Source organism: Lichenifustis flavocetrariae (genome assembly GCF_026130545.1).
GTDB lineage: Bacteria > Pseudomonadota > Alphaproteobacteria > Rhizobiales > Beijerinckiaceae > Lichenihabitans > Lichenihabitans flavocetrariae.
Genome location: NZ_JAMOIM010000002.1, coordinates 362,441 through 380,834 on the forward strand (window position 1 = coordinate 362,441; position 18,394 = coordinate 380,834).

Below are 18,394 nucleotides of genomic sequence, written 5' to 3' on the forward strand. Positions count from 1 at the left end.
CATGGCGGGAGGGGGAGCGATGGATCCGGGCGTAGGAGTGAAGGAGGACACCACCGAAGCCGCGGTGGCGGTTCTGCGGGCGCGCGGGATCAGGCAGCCGATTTCCATGGCCTTCATACTCGGCACGGGCCTCGGCTCGATCACTGAGGAATTGGTTGAGCCGATCCGCATCGACTACGCCGACCTGCCCGGCTTCCCGAAAGCCAATGTTTCAGGCCATGCCGGCCGGCTGTGGATTGGAACCTGGGAAGGAACCCACGTGGCCATCATGGAAGGGCGGGCGCATTACTACGAGACCGGAAATGCGCGCGCCATGGCGGCGGCGCTCGCCGTGCTCAAGGCGATCGGCGTGACGACGCTCGTGATCACCAACTCGGCTGGATCGGTCAATCTCGATTGGCACCCGGGCTCCGTCGCGATGATCAGCGATCATATCAATTTTTCAGGTGCAAACCCCCTCATCGGTGACAGGACCGAATCTCGCTTCGTCAACCTGCGCGAAGCCTATGACCGCCGCCTCCGGGCTCGCTTCAAGCAGGCGGCTGCGGCGGCTGGGAAAGTCATGCTGCGCGAAGGTGTCTACATGTGGTTCTCAGGCCCGTCTTTCGAGACTCCGGCGGAGGTGCGGGCCGCGAAAATCCTCGGCGCCGATCTCGTCGGCATGTCGACAGTTCCCGAGGTGATCCTGGCGCGCCAGCTCGACATGCGGGTCCTGGCGCTATCACTCGTGACGAACTTCGCCACAGGGATCAAGACTGGCGATCCGTCGCACAGCGAAACCAAGTCTGTGGCGAGCACCGGCGCCATCACGCTGAAGCGCCTTCTGCGTGCCTTCATGCGCGAGGGACCCGTCGCCTATGCGTGAAGACGCGGACGCGGCTCGACGCCCCCTGCCGCAGGAAACAATTCGTCGGAAGCGGGACGGCGGCTCACTGGCGGCGGCCGAGATCGACGCCTTCGTGTCCGGCGCACTCGCCGGGCGTGTCGCGCCGGAGCAGGTCGCGGCCTTCTTGATGGCCGCGTTTCTCCGCGGGCTCGACCGTGACGAGACCGTGGCGCTGACCGAAACCATGATGCGGTCCGGATCGCGCCTCTCTTGGTCCGGCCTCGACGGTCCAGTGCTGGACAAGCATTCGACCGGGGGTGTCGGGGACGTGGTCAGCCTGATGCTCGCGCCCGCCGTCGCGGCCTGCGGCGCTTTCGTGCCGATGATCTCCGGGCGAGGCCTCGGTCATAGCGGCGGCACGCTCGACAAACTCGAAGCGATTCCAGGTTACGAGATCAGCCCCTCGCCTGAGCGGTTTCGCAAGGTGGTGGCCGAGATCGGCTGCGCCATCATCGGCCAGACGACCGACCTGGCGCCCGCCGACCGCCTCCTCTACGGCATCCGCGACGTGACCGCGACGGTCGAGTCCATCCCGCTGATCACCGCCTCGATCCTGTCGAAGAAGCTGTCGGCAGGTCTCGGCCGGCTCGTGATGGACGTCAAAACCGGGTCCGGCGCCTTCATGGTCGACCTGGACGACGCGCGGGCGCTCGCGCGAAGCCTGGTCGAGGTCGCGGCCGGTGCTGGTTTGCCGACCAGCGCCTTGATCACAGACATGGACCAGCCGCTCGCCCGCGCGGCCGGTAACTCACTCGAAATCCGGACGGCTGTCGACTACCTGACCGGTACGGTCCGTGACGCACGCCTGCACGCCGTGGTCCTGGCGCTTGGCAGCGAAATGCTCCGCCTCGGTGGCCTTGTGGCAAGCCGCGCCGAGGGGCAGGTCAGGATCGAACGCGCGCTTTCGGGAGGAGCAGCGGCGGAGTGCTTCGGCCGCATGGTGGCCGCTCTGGGCGGCCCTTCGGATCTTCTGGATCATGTCGAGGATATCTTGCCTCGGGCTCCGGTCTGTCGGCCCGTCAACGCCGACAAGGCGGGGGTTGTGACCAACATCGAGACACGCGCGGTCGGGTTGGCGGTCGTGTCGCTCGGTGGGGGACGCACCCGCGCGTCCGATGCGGTGGATCCACGCGTGGGCTTTTCGGCCCTGTTACCGGTGGGCACCGTCGTTGCGGCCGATACGCCGCTCGGCTTCGTTCATGCCGCGACGCTGGATGCGGCAGAGCAGGCGGCAGTTAGCCTCCGCAAAGCCTACGGGATCGCGGATGTTGCACCCGTTGAGCGACATCCCGTCATTGAAATCATGGAGGCTGCCTCGTGAGTGAACCCGACGTGCTGGTGGTCGCTTACGGCCGCGATGGCGCGGGCGCCGCGCCCTGGGTCGAGGCCTTGGCGGATCGTGTCCCTGGTCTGCATGTCCAGTCCCTGAATGGGCCGGTTGATATCGCGCGTGTGCGTTATGCGGTCACCTGGCGTCACCCACCCGGTTCCCTGACGGGCTTTCCCAACCTGAAAGCCATCTTTTCTCTCGGCGCGGGCGTCGACCACCTCGTCTCCGATTCGAACCTACCTGCGGATGTGCCGATCGTCCGGATCGTCGATCCCGATCTGCGGGACCGCATGAGCGAATGGGTGGTCCTCCACACGCTCATTCATCACAGGCAAGTCCGCCTCTATGATTGGCACCAAAGCGAGAAGATGTGGGTCGAAGATCCCTTCCAGCCCGCGGCCGGCGAGGTTCGCGTCGGCGTGATGGGATTGGGAGTTCTTGGCGCGGATGCGACCCGCAAGCTGAAGATGATCGGTTTCGACGTGGCCGGATGGAGCCGGACCGCGAAGACGCTCGACGGTATCGAGACCTTTTCGGGCCAGGAGGGTCTCGATCGCTTTCTGGCCCGTACGCAGATCCTGGTCGTGCTCTTGCCGCTCACGCCCGAGACACGCGGAATCCTCAATCACTCCCTTTTCAGCAAGCTGGCTCGTGATTCCTATTTCGGCGGTCCGATCCTGCTCAATGCGGGCCGCGGCGGCTTGCAGAACGAGGCCGACATCCTGGCGGCGCTCGACGATGGAATCTTGAAGGCCGCAACGCTCGACGTGTTCGAGACCGAACCGCTGCCTGAAAGCTCTCCCCTGTGGCATCATCCGGCCGTGACGATCACGCCGCACAATTCCGCGATCTCGAATTACGGGTCGATCACCGGCTTCATTGCGGGCGAGATCGCGCATCTGGAAAGCGGCGGAGCGCCGCGACATACGGTCGATCGGCAACGCGCCTATTAGGGACAGGTCGTGGCGTTCAAAAAAGCCATCCTGATCATTGCAGGCTGTAGACGCGAAAGAGGGTCGGCCCGAGCGGCACAGGCCGAAGCCAAGGCGGCGGATCTCCGGCAAGGAGATGCGCCGCAAGTCCCTGCGGCGCATAATCCGCCAGAGCCTTGGCCTGCGCCTCGCCGGGGCAGATAGCGACATATCGGGCGCCGGTGCGCCGCACGAGCGATTCGGCAGCAATCGGATCGGTCGAAAACCCATCGATGACCGCGCGATTGCCGGCATTGTTGCGGTGGTAGGGTGCGCCCAGCACCGACAGGCCGGTGTGGACCAGAAGATGCGAGCCCGCGTCGATCGGCGCGAAGACGATCCCGGGTGGCAGGTTGGCAAGAGGCGCAAGAGCGTCGGCGTCGTGACACGCCTGGGCCGCCGCGGTGGCGTCGCGAACAGCGGGGAGTTCCTCGGGCACGGGCACGAAAATCCAGGTGAAGGGAGTGAAGGGCAGAAGGCAAAGCCCCGTCCGGAGCCACGGAAGGCGGAATAGACCGGAGGGACGCATGTGCGCGGCGCGCGTCATGGCCCAGACGCCGCCCAGAGCCGCGAGCGGCATGGCCGATGAAGCCACGCGTACTTCCCAAAACGCCCCGGCGAGCCCGATCGCGGTCAGGACGGCGATCAGACGCCACGCGTCACGTGCTTCTGCCTTGCACGAGGCCGCCGCCCAAAGGTTGGCCGTAAAGCCAGCCAGCAAAGGCGCAAGAATGAGGGTCGAGGCTCCGGGATGCAATCCGATGGTCGTGGAGAGCGGCATCGCCTCGGTCACATGTGCCAGCCAGATCTGGCGGACCAAGGGGTCCACGTCGCCATAGGGGCTCGCCAGCAGTCCTGGACAGAGCATCAGCACAATCGCGCCGATTGCCAGACCTGACAGAGAGAGCCCCACAAGGCGCATGGACCAATGCGGCAGCTGACAGGCGGACGACGTCAAGAAGAAGGTCGCCGTGCCGCCGAGGATCGCGAACAGGACGTGCGGCGCCGAGAGAGCGTCGGCCGCCACGACAGTATAGCGCGATGGCGGGATCGTGGCTGCGGCGACGAGCGGCACCAGAGTCGCCAGCGAAAGTCCGAAGCCGCGGACGAATTCAGCCGCACCGGCACCCCGTGCGACCCAGACGACCAGAACGCCGATGACGATCGCCGCAATGAACGGGAGATTTTCGAGGCTGATGCCGAGCGACAGGGCGATCGCCAGCGCGCAGACAAAGGCCGGTCCTTTGCCGCCACCTCGAAGCCCCGTACTTGCCGCTCCGACCATCGTGACAAGGAGCACGATTTGCGGCGCATGGTGGTCGATCCGCCCGGCCACGAACTGTCCGTACTGGAATCCGCTCAGCACGATGACCAGCAGAGCGGACACGGACGCCTGCCTGCCGCACAGAACTTGCGACGTTCGGAGGAAGGCGGTGATCAGGAGCGCCTGACAAGCCAACGGGAACAGAATCCTGGCCAGCCGCTCGGCGTCGGGCGGCGAAGCCACACTCCTGAAGGCCAGGATCAGCGCGCTCACCGGCACATCCACGATCCGTGACCAGTGCATGAGGACCCCGCTTGGCGGATTCATCCTGTGGGCCGTCAGATCGAACCAGCCTTGACCACCAAGCCACGCACGGATCTGCACCATTCGCATGGCATCATCCGTGTCAAAGAACGTTCCCGTTTGCCAGACACTTAGGAGATGCGGCCATGACAGACTGAGTGAGATGACGCTCCCAATGACAACCAGGGTGAGCAGTCCGGGACCTTTGGAACGTGCATCGGACACACCGGTGACCGTGCGTTCGTGCTTCGCCATTCCGCTCATCGCCATGGTGCGGTTCTGGCTTCATTAAGCATCACTGACGAGCATGGCTTCGGCGTTCTGATTTTTTTCGGCCGCTTAACTCTCCGGTGCGAGGCTTGAATGAAGCGTTACACCGTTTGTAGATCGCCAGATGAGCCAGCCTCTTTCAGCCCTCGCGCTCCAGCAGGTTCTCGCTCAGCATTTCGACCACTTGGCTGAAGTAAACCGGGACGAGAAGCAGCCTGGTCCTATCCGCAAGGTCCCTTTGCTCGCGGTGGTCATCCCCTGCCGCAACGAGGAAAGCACCATCGCGCAGGTGGTGGCGGATTTCCGGCAGGCATTGCCGGAAGCCCGTATTGCCGTGTTCGACAATGCTTCGACCGATGAGACAAGCGTTCTTGCCCGCGCGGCGGGTGCTGAGGTGTTTCGCGAAGCAAGGCCGGGAAAGGGCCACGTGGTCCGCCGGATGTTCGCGGATGTCGAAGCCGATATCTATCTGATGGCGGATGGCGACGGGACCTACGATGCGGCCTCCGCTCGTCGGCTGGTCGATCTCGTGGCCTGCGGCGGCTACGATATGGTTGTCGGTGCGCGGGCCGATATCGGGCGGAACGCCCATCGCCGCGGCCATGCCGTCGGCAACCGACTCTTCAACCACCTCTACGGTCGCCTGTTCGGGGCCGAGTTCGGTGACATCTTCTCGGGCTATCGCGCCTTTTCGCGCCGCTTCGTGAAGAGCTTTCCCGCTTTGTCGTCAGGGTTCGAAATCGAGACCGAACTCTCGGTTCATGCACGTCAGCTCAAACTGGCGACGGCGGAAGTCTTGTTGCCCTACTGCGAGCGCGTGAACGGGTCGGTCTCGAAGCTGCGCACTTTTCGCGATGGCCTGCGGATCCTGGGCGTCCTGCTGTATCTCCTCAAGGAGACGAGGCCGATGTTGTTCTTCGGACTGCCCGCAGCACTGACCGCGCTTTTGGCGGCCGTGCTGTCGATTCCGCTTTTCGATACATATCTCACCAGTGGAACGGTGCCCCGACTCCCCACCGCCGTACTTTGCACCGGCCTCAGCCTTGGCGCGGCCCTGCTGGCTGTCTGCGGCATCATTCTCGATAGCGTGGCACGCGGACGGGCGGAGCAGAAACGGATGCTGTTCCTTGCCGTTTCCCAGACGCGGATTTAGTTTCCCCCGCGCGTTAATCGCTCCCGTCGGCGCGGGTCGATTCACCCGATTGCAAGTTCTCCGAGCGCGGCATGCCGATGAAATTGTAGCCGGCGTCGACGAAGTGGATTTCGCCCGTCACGCCGCTCGATAAATCCGACAGCAGATAGAGGGCGGATCCCCCCACGTCATCGATCGTCACGGTCCGGCGCAGCGGGCTGTGCGCCTTGGTGTAGTTGAACATGAAACGCGCATCCGAGATGCCGGCGCCGGCCAGCGTCCGGATCGGCCCGGCCGAAATCGCGTTGACCCGGATCGCATCGGGTCCGAGATCCGCCGCGAGATAGCGCACACTGGCTTCAAGCGCCGATTTGGCGACGCCCATAACATTGTAGTTAGGCGTCACACGCGACGAACCCCCGAAGGTCAGCGTCAGAAGCGATCCGCCCTTGGGCATCAGGGCGGCGGCACGCTTGCTGACTTCGGTGAACGAAAAGGCGGAGATCACCATGGTTTTGATGAAATTCGCCCGTGTCGTATCCGCATAGCGTCCCTTGAGCTCGGTGCGGTCCGAATAGGCGATGCCGTGCACCAGGAAGTCGATGCCGCCCCATTCCTGCTTCACGGCCGCGAAGGCCGCATCCACGGTTTCGACATCCTCGACATCGCAGGGGAACACAAGCCGCGACCCGAGCGATTCGGCCAAAGGCTTCACGCGTTTGCCGAGCGCCGCGCCCTGATAGGTGAACGCAAGCTCCGCGCCCTCACTCCCCAGCGCCTTGGCGATTCCCCAGGCGATGGAATGGTCGTTGGCCACACCCATGACGATGCCGCGCTTGCCGGCCATGAGGCCGGACCGATGGATGTCGCTCATGGCGCGCCTCAGAGGTCGGGGTGTTGGAAGACGAGGGCGGCATTGGTGCCTCCGAACCCGAAGGCATTGGACAGAACCGTACCGAGCTTCACGCCGTCGCGGCGTTCGCGCACGATATTCATATCCGCGAAGGCCGGATCGAGCTCTTCGATATGGGCGCTCTTGCAGATAAAATCGTTGTTCATCATCAGCAGCGAGTAGATCGCCTCGTGGACGCCGGTCGCCCCTTGGGAATGACCCGTCAGCGACTTGGTGGCCGAGATCGGCGGACACTTCTCTTCCGCGCCGAAGACCTCGCGCAGAGCCTCGATCTCTTTCTCGTCCCCCTTGGGGGTCGAGGTCGCATGCGGGTTCACGTAATCGATGGGCGCCTTCACGTCCGCGAGGGCCGCCCGCATGCAGCGAATGGCACCTTCGCCAGACGGCGCGACCATGTCGTAGCCATCGGACGACATCCCGTAACCGATGATCTCGGCATAGATCTTCGCGCCGCGGGCCTTAGCTCTCTCACGCTCCTCAAGCACCAGCACGCCGCCGCCCGCCGAGATCACGAAGCCGTCGCGGTTGCGATCGAAGGCGCGGGAGGCTACGGCCGGACGATCGTTGAAGTTCGACGACATCGCGCCCATGGCGTCAAAGAGTTCCGAGAGCGTCCAGTCGAGTTCCTCGCAGCCACCGCCGAACATCACATCCTGCTTGCCGTAACGAATCGCCTCGTAAGCGTTGCCGATGCAATGGTTGGAAGTCGCGCAGGCGGAGGCGATCGAATAGTTGATGCCTTTGATCTTGAACCATGTCGCGAGGGTGGCTGAGGCGGTCGACGACATGGATTTCGGCACCGCGAAAGGCCCGATCTTCTTCACGCCCTTGCTACGCGCGATATCGGCAGATTCCACGATCGTTCGCGTGGACGGGCCGCCCGATCCCATGATGATGCCGGTGCGCTCGTTCGAGACTTCGTCCGGAGCGAGCCCGGCATCGGCGATCGCCTGATCCATCGCCACATGGTTCCAGGCCGACCCGAGCCCATGAAACCGCATGGCACGCCGGTCGAGCACTTTCTCGGGATCAAGCGTCGGGGCACCGACCACCTGAGACCTGAATCCCATCTCGGCATACACATCCGATCGCACGATCCCGGATCGGGCCTCGCGCAGGGATTGCAAAACCTCGCTGGTATTGTTGCCGATCGAGGAAACTATCCCCATCCCGGTCACGACGACGCGCCGCATATCTCTTCAACTCCGCTGTGTCGGTATGCCTCTGCCCGCCTCAGGCCGGCACGGGCTCCGGCTTGAAAAGTCCGACGCGAAGATCCTTGGCTTCGTAGATCCGTCGTCCGTCTGCTTCAAGCCAGCCGTCCGCGATGCCCAGGATGAGCTTTCCGCGAAACACCCGCTTGAAGTCGATGCCATAGACCACGCGCTTGATGGCCGGCGTCACCTGATCGGCGAACTTGACCTCACCCACCCCCAAGGCCCGGCCCCGGCCTTGCAGCCCCAACCACCCAAGATAGAAGCCGCAAAGCTGCCAAAGCGCGTCGAGCCCGAGGCAACCCGGCATCACCGGATCGTTCTTGAAGTGCACCGGGAAGAACCACAGGTCCGGCTTGATATCGAGAGCCGCCTTGATGAAGCCTTTGCCGTTCGCGCCGCCCTGCTCGTCAATCTCTTCGATCCTGTCGAACATCAACATCGGAGGCATCGGCAGTTGAGCATTGCCTTGTCCGAACAGCTCGCCCCGCCCGCAGGCCAGCAGATCTTCAAAATCAAAAGTCGAGCGTTTGTCGCCCATCACGGATATCGCTTTCCCAGTGCTGGCTAAGGGCTCAAACCTCAAGCCCACCTGTCTGCGCTCTCCTAACATAGGGTTTCGGCGCCCGAAAGCCGCGTCGGCGAAACGGCTTTTTCACTGGCGCACCACCGTGGAGGCCAACAGAGCCTCCGAAACCGGCTATGTCTAGCGTGACATTGTGAGGGAGGATCGTGTGCACCTGTTGCTCGTCGTTGCCGTGGCCCTGGTCGACGCGGATTCGCGTGTCCTCATCGCGCAAAGGCCGGTCCATAAGGCGCTTGGCGGCTTATGGGAGTTTCCGGGTGGGAAACTGGAGTCCGGCGAGCGGCCGGAACAAGCACTGATCCGGGAACTCGACGAAGAACTCGGGATTGCAGTCCAGGAAGCCTGTTTGGCACCGCTGACGTTCGCGAGCTACGGCTACCCCGACATGCATCTTCTGATGCCGCTCTATATCTGCCGCCGCTGGGAGGGGCAGCCCCAGTCGCGTGAAGGGCAGGCGCTAAAATGGGTGCGGCCCCGCGCGCTCCGCGACTATCCGATGCCCCCGGCGGACGAACCTCTCATCCCGGCCCTCATCGACCTGCTCGGGCCTTGATCACGCCGCCGCCATGCGAAGCACTGTGTCCCATTCGGCCTCGGTCACGGGCTGGACCGAAAGCCGCGAGTTCTTGACCAGAACCATGTCCTGCAAGGCCGCCTCTTTCTTGATGGCGTCGAGCGTCACAGGCTTATCCAGCGGGCGCACGACGCTGAAGTCCACCATTCCGAACTTGCCTTTGGCGTCGGTCGGGTCGGGATAGTAGGTGCGAGACACCGCCACGATCCCGACGATCTCCTTGCCGTCGTTGGAATGGTAGAAGAAGGCTTCGTCCCCCATGGCCATGGCCATCAGATATTGCTTGGCCGTGTGATTGCGCACGCCGTTCCACGACGTGCCAGCTTTCCCGGCCTCGATCTGCTGGGCGAAGGACCAACTCGACGGCTCGCTTTTGACCAGCCATTTGGCCATCCGTTCATTTCTCCTCAGTCTTCCGCCCTCGGCGGTCGCGTCAAAAGCGCCTCAATGGCATCCGCGATCGTCAGCCGCTTGGCCAGGATCGCGTCGACACTCTCCACGATAGGCATTTCAACCCCGATTTTGCGTGCGGCCGCATGCAGCACGGGCGCGGTGGCGATTCCCTCGACAAGCTTGTCGCGACTGGCAGCCGACGCATCCAGCCCCTGCCCCAGCGCGACCCCGAAGGCGAAATTGCGCGACTGCGGCGAGCCGCAGGTGAGAACGAGATCCCCGAGACCCGACAAGCCCATCAGCGTTTCGGCTCTCGCGCCGCTGGCCCGCCCGAAGCGTAGCAACTCGGAAAATGCGCGTGCCATCAAGGCCGCACTCGCGCTCGCACCGAGAGCCCGCCCTTGTGCGATCCCACACGCGATAGCCAGCACGTTCTTGGCGGCGCCGCCGATCTCGACCCCGAGGAGATCGTCCGTGTGGTAGAGGCGAAAGGTTGGCGTTGCGAGACGCCGCGCCATTCTTCCGGCGCCATCGAGCGTTTCGGCCGCCAATGTCACGGCTGTCGGCAGGCCTTTCGCCACATCTGCAGCGAAACTTGGGCCGGACAGTGCGGCCGGTGGACATTCGGGACAGCAGGAGCGAACGACGTCGCGCATCGAGGCCCCGGTGCCGCGCTCGATCCCCTTCGCGCAGACGACGATCGGGGTTCCGGCCCTGATCAGCGGCCCGACCGCGAGAAGCGTTTCGCGCAGAGCTTGGGCGGGAACCACGGCGAGAACGAGATCACAACGGCCGAGCGCGTCGGGCACCGCGGACACGGTGATGCCCGCCGGGAGCGTCACGCCGGGAAGGGAGCGCTTGTTTTCGCGTTCAACCTGCAACCGATCGGCCCAACCCTCGAAGCGCGACCAGAGCGACACGGATTGACCGTTCCGGGCTAAGGTCACCGCAAGCGCCGTGCCCCAGGCCCCCGCCCCGATGATCCCGATGGAAGCCATCACGCCTTGCCGTAAAGCGCGGGCGTTCCCCGCGTGTCGAGAGGCCAGCGCGGCCGCGCCGCGAAGGTAAAGTCATCGCCAAGCCCGAGGTTCAACCGCTCGATCCCGGCCCAGGCCAGCATAGCGCCATTGTCGCTGCACAGTGCGGGCGGCGGCACGACGAGGACAAGCCCGCTTTCCGCGGCAAACCGTGCCAGCGCTCGGCGAAGTGCCCCGTTCGACGCGACACCGCCCGCGGCCACCAGGGCCTGGGCGCGGCCGGCCACGTGCCGGAAGGCACCGAGACCCGCGCGGGTGCGGTCGATGACCACGTCGACCACCGCTGCCTGAAACGAAGCACAGAGATCGGCAATGGCCGTTTCGCTCAAGGGGGCGATCCGCTCGGCTTCCAGCCGCACCGCTGTCTTTAGCCCCGACAGCGAGAAATCGGGGACTGGCCGGCCCATCATGGGTCGCGGGAACGCGAAGGCTTCGGGGTCGCCGCTCTGCGCCATCCGCTCGAGTGCCGGGCCGCCCGGATAGGGCAGCCCGAGCGTTTTGGCCACCTTGTCGAAGGCTTCGCCGATCGCATCGTCGAGCGTCGTGCCGAGCCGAATGTAGTCGCCGACGCCCATGACAGCCACGAGCTGGGTGTGACCTCCCGAGACGAGAAGCAGCAGGTAGGGAAACTGCACGTTGTCGGTCAACCGAGCCGTCAGCGCATGCGCTTCGAGATGGTTGATCGCGAGAAGCGGCTTGTGCGCCACGAGCGCCAGTGTCTTGGCGGTGGTCAAACCGACCAGCAGTCCCCCGATGAGCCCCGGACCGGCCGCGGCTGCGATCCCGTCGACCTCCGAAAGCGACATCCGGGCGGTCGCTAACGCCTGGGCGATGATTCCGTCGAGAACCTCAACGTGCGCGCGCGCCGCGACCTCCGGCACGACGCCGCCGAAGATGGCATGCTCATCAATCTGACTCCGAACGATGTTCGACAGAATCTGACCACCACCCTCGGGCTTCATGGCCACGACGGCGGCTGCCGTTTCGTCACAAGTGGTCTCAATGCCGAGAATGCGCACGTCGAAGCCCCAAGGCAGCGGTTTTGCAATCGATCTCAGGACCGTATAGTCGAGCGCTCGACAAAAAACGAGCGGTCGGGCGAGGTGTCGGCTGTTCGGCCGGGAAATGGATGCATTGTCGCCATCGTGCTGGTCATGACGGCCGTCAACATGCTCCATTCCGGGTTCGAACGTCGTTTTAGAAGCGCAAGACCGAATAGACCGGAGGAGCCATTTCCTTGAACAAGTCCATTTTGAGAATCGGGACTCGCGGGAGCCCGCTCGCCCTGGCACAGGCCCGTGAAACACGGGACCGTCTTCTGGCCGCGCATGGCTGGCAGCACGACGCGATCGAGATCGTGGTGATCCGCACGACGGGCGACATGATCCAGGACCGGGCTCTCTCGGAGGCCGGCGGCAAGGGGCTGTTCACGAAGGAACTCGACATCGCCCTGGCCGATCACGCGATCGATCTTGCGGTGCATTCGGCCAAGGACCTGCCCACCGTCATGCCGGACGGCATCGCGGTGCCGGGCTACCTGCCGCGCGAAGATGTGCGTGACGTGCTGATCACCCGAGCAGGCGGCGATCTTCACAGCTTGCCGCAAGGTGCCGTCGTCGGCTCGGCTTCGTTGCGACGCCAGGCCCAGGTCCGCAAGGTCAGGCCCGATCTGCAGGTCCGCCTGTTGCGCGGCAACGTCCAGACAAGGCTCGCCAAGGTACAGGCGGGCGATTTCGACGCGACACTGCTGGCGCTCGCGGGACTGAAGCGGCTCGGTCTCGGCCACCTGGCGATGACCATTCTGGACAAAGATCAGTTCCTTCCCGCCGTCGGCCAGGGCGCTGTCGCGATCGCAGTACGCCGTGAGGACGACGCGACACAGCAGGCCATCTCGCTCGTGCTCGATCCGGCAACGGGGTCGGCCCTCGCCTGCGAACGGGCCTTCCTTACGCTTCTCGACGGTTCCTGCCGTACACCGATCGCCGGCCACGCGGTCCTGCATGACAGGCACCTCGATTTTCGCGGGCTCGTCCTGACACCCGACGGAGCCGAATCGGTCGAGACCTTCGCGAGCGGGCCGGTGGGAGACGCGACTCGGCTGGGCGAGGAGGCCGCCCGAGATCTTCTCTCGCGTGCTCCCCAGCACGTGCTGGCTGCTTTCCGCGCGGTGTGACGGATGCGCGTCGCCGTATTCCGCGCTGCGGGTGACGGCCGTCGGACGGCGGGGAAACTTGCGGCACTGGGACATGCCGCCATGCTGGCGCCTGTGATCGAGATCGTCTCCACAGGCGTGAAGGTTCCGGCCGACGGCGACATCCTTGTGTTCACGAGCGCCCATGCGGTCGAGGTGCTTGACCGCGAGGCTCTTCCGACGCGTTTCCGCTCGATGCCATGCTACTGCGTTGGGTCACGAACCGCAGGAGCCGCGCAGGCCTTAGGGTTTTCCGACGTGCGCAGCGGCGACGACAATGCCGCCGCGCTCGCAGCCTTGATCGCCAAGCAGATCGCCCCGTCCCGGCGCATCGTGCTCGTCGCCGGTCGCGACCGGAAGCCGACCGTCGAGGAGACATTGCGACGGAGCGGGTTCACCCTCAATGTCGTCGAGGTTTACCACGCCCGGCGTGTGGAACGCTGGCCGCCCGACGTCGTCGAGACGCTTCGTCGAAGCTGCGACGCGGCCCTCCACTATTCTCGACGGAGCGTGGATCTGGCGGTCGAGGTCGCAATCGAGTCCGGGCTGGGCTCCGAGATGCGCAGATGGCGGCACTATTGCCTGTCGGACGACGTCGCGGCCGGCCTTGCTCGCCATGGCCTCGATGACGTTGTGCCGGCCCCGCACCCCGATGAGCAAAATCTCCTCGCACTCCTCTAAGCGCGTTCGGACGCGTGAAGCAGCGCCGCGACGAGCTCGTCCTTGCTCATCTTGGATCGACCTTCGATGTCGAGCCGCTTGGCCTCGGCATAGAGAGCGGCCTTGCTGGCACGCCCAGTCGCCAACTCGACGGGCGCCTTGCGAGAATGGGACGTTTTTTCCGCTACATCCCTTGGCTGCGCGGAGGCTTGTTTGCCTTTCCGCATGTCGGCTCGCTTCTTGGCCGACGTGCGTCGATATTCATCGGGGCTGAGAGCCTCTCGGGCTGCTTTGGGCAGATAGCGCTCTGCCGTTTCCAGGCTCGGCTTGCCCGACTTGGTGCCCCACTGCTCCTCTGTCCACTGCGTCAGATGGTTGTCGGTCGACTTCTTTCCCTTGTAACCGCCACCCTCCTGCTTGTAGTCGTGGACGGCGAGTTGCGCCTTCCGGGCGGACCATTGACCAGGCTTGCCGCCTTTGTCCGATGCCGTCACCTGCCGTTTGACCTTTTCCCATAAGGAAGGATCGGTCTTGTCCGCCGTTCCGCTCATGCCAACCTCCAATGAGCGCTAATGCCGAGGCGAGACACTTTGTGCCCCATTCAGCATGGTCGGAATCGCCGCAGCGGCGACGATCACCGGCATCCCCACACGTGATCTCCAATGCCTGAAGAAGTCGAGGTGGGCGGCGAGTCCTCCGTCGTGGTGGATGTCCTCGTCCCGGTGGCCGTCGATGTCGCCTATTCGTACCGCCTCCCACCTGGGCTGGACGCCGCCGAGGGGGATTTCGTTCACGTGCCACTCGGCACCCGGGAAACCGTGGGCGTCGTCTGGTCGCGCGAGGTGCTGGGTCCGGGGCGAGGCTCCAACCTGAAATCCGTGATCGGCACGGTCGATCTGCCGCCCCTGCCGCCCCGCTTGCGCCGCTTCATCGATTGGGTGGCGCGGTGGACGCTGACGCCGCGCGGCATGGTGCTCCGCATGGCGGTGCGGGCGCCCTCCCATGCAGGACCGGAGCGCGTGCGGATCGGGCTGCGGCGGGCCGGGCCGCCACCCGCGCGTCTGACGCCGGCCCGCATCCGCGTACTCGACACCCTGGCCACACTGCCAGATGCGTCGAAAGCCGAGCTTGCGCGGGCTGCGGGCTGCAGCACAGGCGTGATCGACGGGTTGATCGACGAGGGCACCATCACGCCGGTGGTGCTTTCGGCCGAGCCCCTCGGCGGCACTCTCGACCCGGATTTCGCTGCGGTCCGGCTCGAACCCTCGCAAAAGATGGCCGCAGGCGAGCTCGTCGCGGCGGTCACGCGCCGCCGCTTCGGGACGATCCTGCTCGAAGGCGTCACGGGAGCCGGCAAGACGGAAGTCTATTTCGAAGCCGTCGCGGCTGCGCTCCGGGCAAGTCGGCAGGTCCTGATCACCATGCCGGAAATCGCCCTGACCGCGCAGGCGCTCGACCGCTTCGCGGCCCGCTTCGGCGCCCGGCCGGCCGAGTGGCACTCCGCCGTGCCCTCCCGTCGTCGCGCACGAGTTTGGCTGGGGGTGGCGTCAGGCGACGTCCAAATCGTCATCGGGGCCCGGTCGAGCCTGTTCCTGCCGTTCGCGAACCTAGGGTTGATCGTCGTCGACGAGGAGCACGACCCGGCGTACAAGCAAGAGGACGGCGTCGTCTACCACGCCCGTGACATGGCCGTGGTGCGGGGCCGGCTGGAGGACGTTCCGGTCGTGCTGGCCTCGGCGACCCCGGCGCTCGAAACGCGTGTCAATGCCGAGGAAGGCCGCTATGGCCATCTGGTGCTCGCCGCACGGGTCGGCGGTCGAAGCCTGCCGGCTCTGGCCGCCATCAATCTTCGCAAGACGCCACCGCCGCGCGGAAGCTGGATTTCGCCGCCGCTCGCCGAAGCGATCGGCGAAACCATCGGCCGGGGCGAGCAGGTCCTCCTGTTCCTCAACCGTCGGGGCTATGCGCCGCTCACTTTGTGCCGGACCTGCGGGCATCGGTTCCAGTGCCCGAACTGCTCGACCTGGCTCGTCGAGCACCGCTTCCGCAATGCGCTCATGTGCCACCATTGCGGCCATGTCGAGCGGCGCCCCACCCAATGCCCGGCTTGCGGCAACGCCGACACGCTGGTGCCCTGCGGTCCAGGGGTCGAACGACTGACCGAGGAGGTCGAGCAGCGCTTTCCGGCGGCCCGCACACTTCTGCTGTCGTCCGATGCTCCTGGAGGGGCCGAGCACATCCGCGAGCAGCTTGCGGCCATCGCGCGTCACGAGGTCGATCTCGTGATCGGAACACAGCTTGTTGCCAAAGGTCATAATTTCCCGAGTCTGACCCTCGTCGGCGTCGTCGACGCGGATGTCGGTCTGGCCAATGGCGATCCGCGTGCCGCCGAGCGCACATTCCAGATGCTACAGCAGGTGACAGGCCGGGCCGGGCGCGGCGACAAACCCGGTCGCGGCCTGATCCAGACCTGGGAGCCCGATCACCCGGTCATGCGAGCGCTCGTCTCGGGTGATGGCGAACGCTTCTATCGGACCGAAACCGAAATGCGGCGATCGGCCGGCCTGCCACCCTTCGGCAGGCTGGCGGCCGTGATCGTCTCCGGCGGCGACCGACATGCCGCCGAGGCACATGCCCGCGCTTTGGCCCGGGCCGCGGTTGCAACGATCGGCGCCTGGCGGCCGGCCGAACAGCGCCTCGACGTCCTCGGCCCGGCCGAGGCGCCGCTTGCCCTGCTGCGCGGACGCCACCGCTTCCGTCTGCTCGTCACGGCGAGCCGCGCAATCGACCTGCAGGGCTTTCTCCGCGCCGCCCTGGCGGCCGGCCCGAAGGCACGAGGCGACATCAGGGTCGATATCGACGTCGAGCCACAAAGCTTTCTTTAAGCGGACCCCTTGTATCGATTCTGGATGATTGGTTTCACTTGACCGTCATCAATCGCGAGTGAAGCCTGGCGATCCAGATCCCCAACGCTGCATGGATTGCCACGGCAGCTTCGCCGCCTCGCAATGACGGCAAAAGCGGACGTGAGCGTGCGGATTCAGTCTTACGCCTGTTCGCGCAATAGTCGTCGCATGATCTTGCCGGAACTGGTCATGGGTAGAGCGTCCACGAAAGCGACCTCGCGCGGGTATTCGTGCGCCGAAAGACGCGAGCGGACAAAATCCTTGATCTCTGTCGCAAGCGCCGGCGTCGCGTCGGTTCCGGCTCGAAGCACCACGAAGGTCTTGACGATCTCGGTGCGGATCGGGTCGGGCTTGCCGACGGCCGCGGCCGAGACGACGGCCGGATGCTTGAGCAGGCAATCCTCGATCTCGGCCGGACCGATGCGATAGCCCGACGAGGTGATGATGTCGTCGTTGCGGCCCAGAAAGGTGACGTAGCCGTCGGCGTCCATCCAGGCGAGGTCGCCGGTCGTCATCCACAGGCCGAGATATTTCTGGGCGGTCGCCTCGGGCTGGTTCCAATAGCGCAGGAACATCGCCGGGTCCGGCTGCGCCACGGCGATCTGCCCGGTCTCGCCAGGGTCGCACAACGATCCATCGGGCCGGATGACCCCCACATGGTGGCCCGGCACGGCCTGCCCAATGGCCCCGGGGCGCGACAGCCCAAGCCGGCCGCAAGAGGCCAGAACGTAGTTGCACTCGGTCTGCCCGAACACCTCGTTGATGGCGAGACCGAAAGCTTCTTGCCCCCATAGGAACGTCTCGGCACCGAGCGGCTCGCCGGCCGAAGTGACGCTACGGAGCGCGAGGGAAAACCGCTCGCGCGGTCGCGCGACCGTGCGGAGCAGCCGAAGCGCCGTTGGTGGAATGAAGGCATTGCGGATGCCCTGCCGGGCCATCAGCGCGAAAGCGGCTTCGGGGTCAAACCGCTCGACGCGCCGCGCCACGACGGGAACACCGAAATGGAGGCTTGGAAGCAGCGCATTGAGCAACCCGCCCGCCCAGGCCCAGTCGGCCGGCGTCCACATGAGATCGCCAGGCTGCGGCAGGAAGTCATGGCTGATCTGGATGCCGGGGAGATGCCCGGGCAGAACCCGGTGCGCATGCAGCGCACCCTTCGGCTGACCCGTCGTGCCGGACGTGTAGATCATCAGCGCAGGATCCTCCGCGCTCGTCCGGGTTGGCTGGAAATCCTGGGACTGCCGCGCGAGGAGTTCCGCATAGCCCAACGCGTACCCGTCGGCGCCATCGATCGAAATGACAATCTCGACGCTCCGCGCGAGCGGCCCGATCGCCGCGATCTTGGCGGCCCCCTGCCCGTTCGTCAGAACCAGTTTGGTGCCGGAATCGGCGAGGCGATACGCCAGGGCATCGACGCCAAACACCGAGGCGAGCGGCACCGCGATGGCGCCGAGCTTGTAGATTGCCACATGAGCCGAGACCGCCTCGGCACACTGCGGCAGCAGCACGGCCACGCGGTCGCTGCGCACGACCCCAAGGCCGCGCAAGGCCCGCGCGAGCTGATTGGATTGCGCCCGCAACTCGGCATAGGTCGTGATCGTCCGATGGCCGTCGTCGGCGACGTCGATGATCGCGGCACGGCCGGGATCGCGCTCCGCCCAACGATCACACACATCGACGCCGATATTGTAACGCTCGGGAATGCGCCACCTAAACGCGGCGCGCATCTGCGAGGGATCGCTGCTCTCGGACACTTCCATCACG

At 65.2% G+C, this 18,394-nt stretch carries 17 protein-coding genes; 8 read left to right on the top strand and 9 right to left on the bottom strand.

Annotated features, from left to right (window positions below; translation table 11 throughout):
* The first annotated feature begins 19 nt into the window (after window positions 1-19).
* Genes M8523_RS05195 through M8523_RS05205 form a run of 3 tightly spaced genes read left to right on the top strand, consistent with a single transcriptional unit; the run spans window position 20 to window position 3,169 of the window.
* Window positions 20-865: a purine-nucleoside phosphorylase gene (locus M8523_RS05195; RefSeq protein ID WP_282583759.1), complete on the top strand. Its 846-nt coding sequence runs from the start codon at window positions 20-22 to the stop codon at window positions 863-865.
* A complete protein-coding gene (gene deoA, locus M8523_RS05200) occupies window positions 858-2,207 on the top strand; it encodes a thymidine phosphorylase (RefSeq protein ID WP_282583760.1) in 1,350 nt (449 codons plus the stop codon). Before M8523_RS05195 ends, deoA begins: the two co-directional genes overlap by 8 nt.
* Window positions 2,204-3,169: a 2-hydroxyacid dehydrogenase gene (locus tag M8523_RS05205; protein ID WP_282583761.1), complete on the top strand. Its 966-nt coding sequence runs from the start codon at window positions 2,204-2,206 to the stop codon at window positions 3,167-3,169. The genes deoA and M8523_RS05205 overlap by 4 nt, the downstream gene beginning before the upstream one ends.
* A 34-nt stretch (window positions 3,170-3,203) precedes the next feature.
* Here M8523_RS05205 and M8523_RS05210 read toward each other — a convergent pair whose 3' ends face one another.
* A complete protein-coding gene (locus M8523_RS05210) occupies window positions 3,204-4,844 on the bottom strand; it encodes a hypothetical protein (protein WP_282583762.1) in 1,641 nt (546 codons plus the stop codon).
* Between the two features lie 304 nt (window positions 4,845-5,148).
* On the opposite strand from M8523_RS05210, the gene M8523_RS05215 reads away from it, so the two are divergent.
* Window positions 5,149-6,177 carry a glycosyltransferase gene (locus M8523_RS05215; RefSeq protein ID WP_282583763.1) on the top strand — a complete coding sequence of 343 codons (1,029 nt, stop codon included), beginning with the start codon at window positions 5,149-5,151 and terminating at the stop codon, window positions 6,175-6,177.
* 13 nt (window positions 6,178-6,190) lie between these two features.
* On the opposite strand, the gene fabI is transcribed toward M8523_RS05215, so the two are convergent.
* Genes fabI through fabA form a run of 3 tightly spaced genes read right to left on the bottom strand, consistent with a single transcriptional unit; the run spans window position 6,191 to window position 8,824 of the window.
* Window positions 6,191-7,030 carry an enoyl-ACP reductase FabI gene (fabI, locus tag M8523_RS05220; protein ID WP_282583764.1) on the bottom strand — a complete coding sequence of 280 codons (840 nt, stop codon included), beginning with the start codon at window positions 7,028-7,030 and terminating at the stop codon, window positions 6,191-6,193.
* 8 nt (window positions 7,031-7,038) lie between these two features.
* A complete protein-coding gene (fabB, locus tag M8523_RS05225; protein ID WP_282583765.1) occupies window positions 7,039-8,262 on the bottom strand; it encodes a beta-ketoacyl-ACP synthase I in 1,224 nt (407 codons plus the stop codon).
* Between the two features lie 40 nt (window positions 8,263-8,302).
* Complete coding sequence (gene fabA / locus M8523_RS05230) at window positions 8,303-8,824, bottom strand: 3-hydroxyacyl-[acyl-carrier-protein] dehydratase FabA (RefSeq protein WP_282583766.1); 522 nt, start codon at window positions 8,822-8,824, stop codon at window positions 8,303-8,305.
* A 193-nt stretch (window positions 8,825-9,017) separates the two neighbouring features.
* Here fabA and mutT point away from each other — a divergent pair, with 193 nt between their 5' ends.
* A complete protein-coding gene (mutT, locus tag M8523_RS05235) occupies window positions 9,018-9,422 on the top strand; it encodes an 8-oxo-dGTP diphosphatase MutT (RefSeq protein WP_282583767.1) in 405 nt (134 codons plus the stop codon).
* Here mutT and M8523_RS05240 read toward each other — a convergent pair whose 3' ends face one another.
* From M8523_RS05240 to tsaD, 3 genes are read right to left on the bottom strand one after another with little or no spacing between them, the layout of a single operon-like run.
* A complete protein-coding gene (locus M8523_RS05240) occupies window positions 9,423-9,836 on the bottom strand; it encodes an EVE domain-containing protein (protein ID WP_282583768.1) in 414 nt (137 codons plus the stop codon).
* A gap of 14 nt (window positions 9,837-9,850) precedes the next feature.
* The gene (locus tag M8523_RS05245) at window positions 9,851-10,834 is read right to left on the bottom strand and encodes an NAD(P)H-dependent glycerol-3-phosphate dehydrogenase (protein WP_282583769.1); all 984 of its coding nucleotides are present in this window, start codon (window positions 10,832-10,834) and stop codon (window positions 9,851-9,853) included.
* Window positions 10,834-11,892, bottom strand: a complete 1,059-nt coding sequence (gene tsaD, locus M8523_RS05250) for a tRNA (adenosine(37)-N6)-threonylcarbamoyltransferase complex transferase subunit TsaD (RefSeq protein ID WP_282583835.1) — start codon at window positions 11,890-11,892, stop codon at window positions 10,834-10,836. The genes M8523_RS05245 and tsaD overlap by 1 nt, the downstream gene beginning before the upstream one ends.
* 218 nt (window positions 11,893-12,110) lie before the next feature.
* Here tsaD and hemC point away from each other — a divergent pair, with 218 nt between their 5' ends.
* Both hemC and M8523_RS05260 read left to right on the top strand, forming a co-directional pair.
* The gene (gene hemC / locus M8523_RS05255) at window positions 12,111-13,046 is read left to right on the top strand and encodes a hydroxymethylbilane synthase (RefSeq protein ID WP_282583770.1); all 936 of its coding nucleotides are present in this window, start codon (window positions 12,111-12,113) and stop codon (window positions 13,044-13,046) included.
* A gap of 3 nt (window positions 13,047-13,049) precedes the next feature.
* Complete coding sequence (locus M8523_RS05260; protein ID WP_282583771.1) at window positions 13,050-13,745, top strand: uroporphyrinogen-III synthase; 696 nt, start codon at window positions 13,050-13,052, stop codon at window positions 13,743-13,745.
* On the opposite strand, the gene M8523_RS05265 is transcribed toward M8523_RS05260, so the two are convergent.
* Window positions 13,742-14,275 (bottom strand): DUF5872 domain-containing protein, encoded by a 534-nt coding sequence (locus tag M8523_RS05265; protein ID WP_282583772.1) that lies wholly within the window; start codon window positions 14,273-14,275, stop codon window positions 13,742-13,744. The two genes, M8523_RS05260 and M8523_RS05265, sit on opposite strands and share 4 nt — an antisense overlap.
* Window positions 14,276-14,386: 111 nt before the next feature.
* Here M8523_RS05265 and M8523_RS05270 point away from each other — a divergent pair, with 111 nt between their 5' ends.
* Window positions 14,387-16,609, top strand: a complete 2,223-nt coding sequence (locus M8523_RS05270; RefSeq protein ID WP_282583773.1) for a primosomal protein N' — start codon at window positions 14,387-14,389, stop codon at window positions 16,607-16,609.
* 161 nt (window positions 16,610-16,770) lie between these two features.
* Here M8523_RS05270 and M8523_RS05275 read toward each other — a convergent pair whose 3' ends face one another.
* Complete coding sequence (locus M8523_RS05275; protein WP_282583836.1) at window positions 16,771-18,390, bottom strand: AMP-binding protein; 1,620 nt, start codon at window positions 18,388-18,390, stop codon at window positions 16,771-16,773.
* Window positions 18,391-18,394 lie beyond the last annotated feature (4 nt).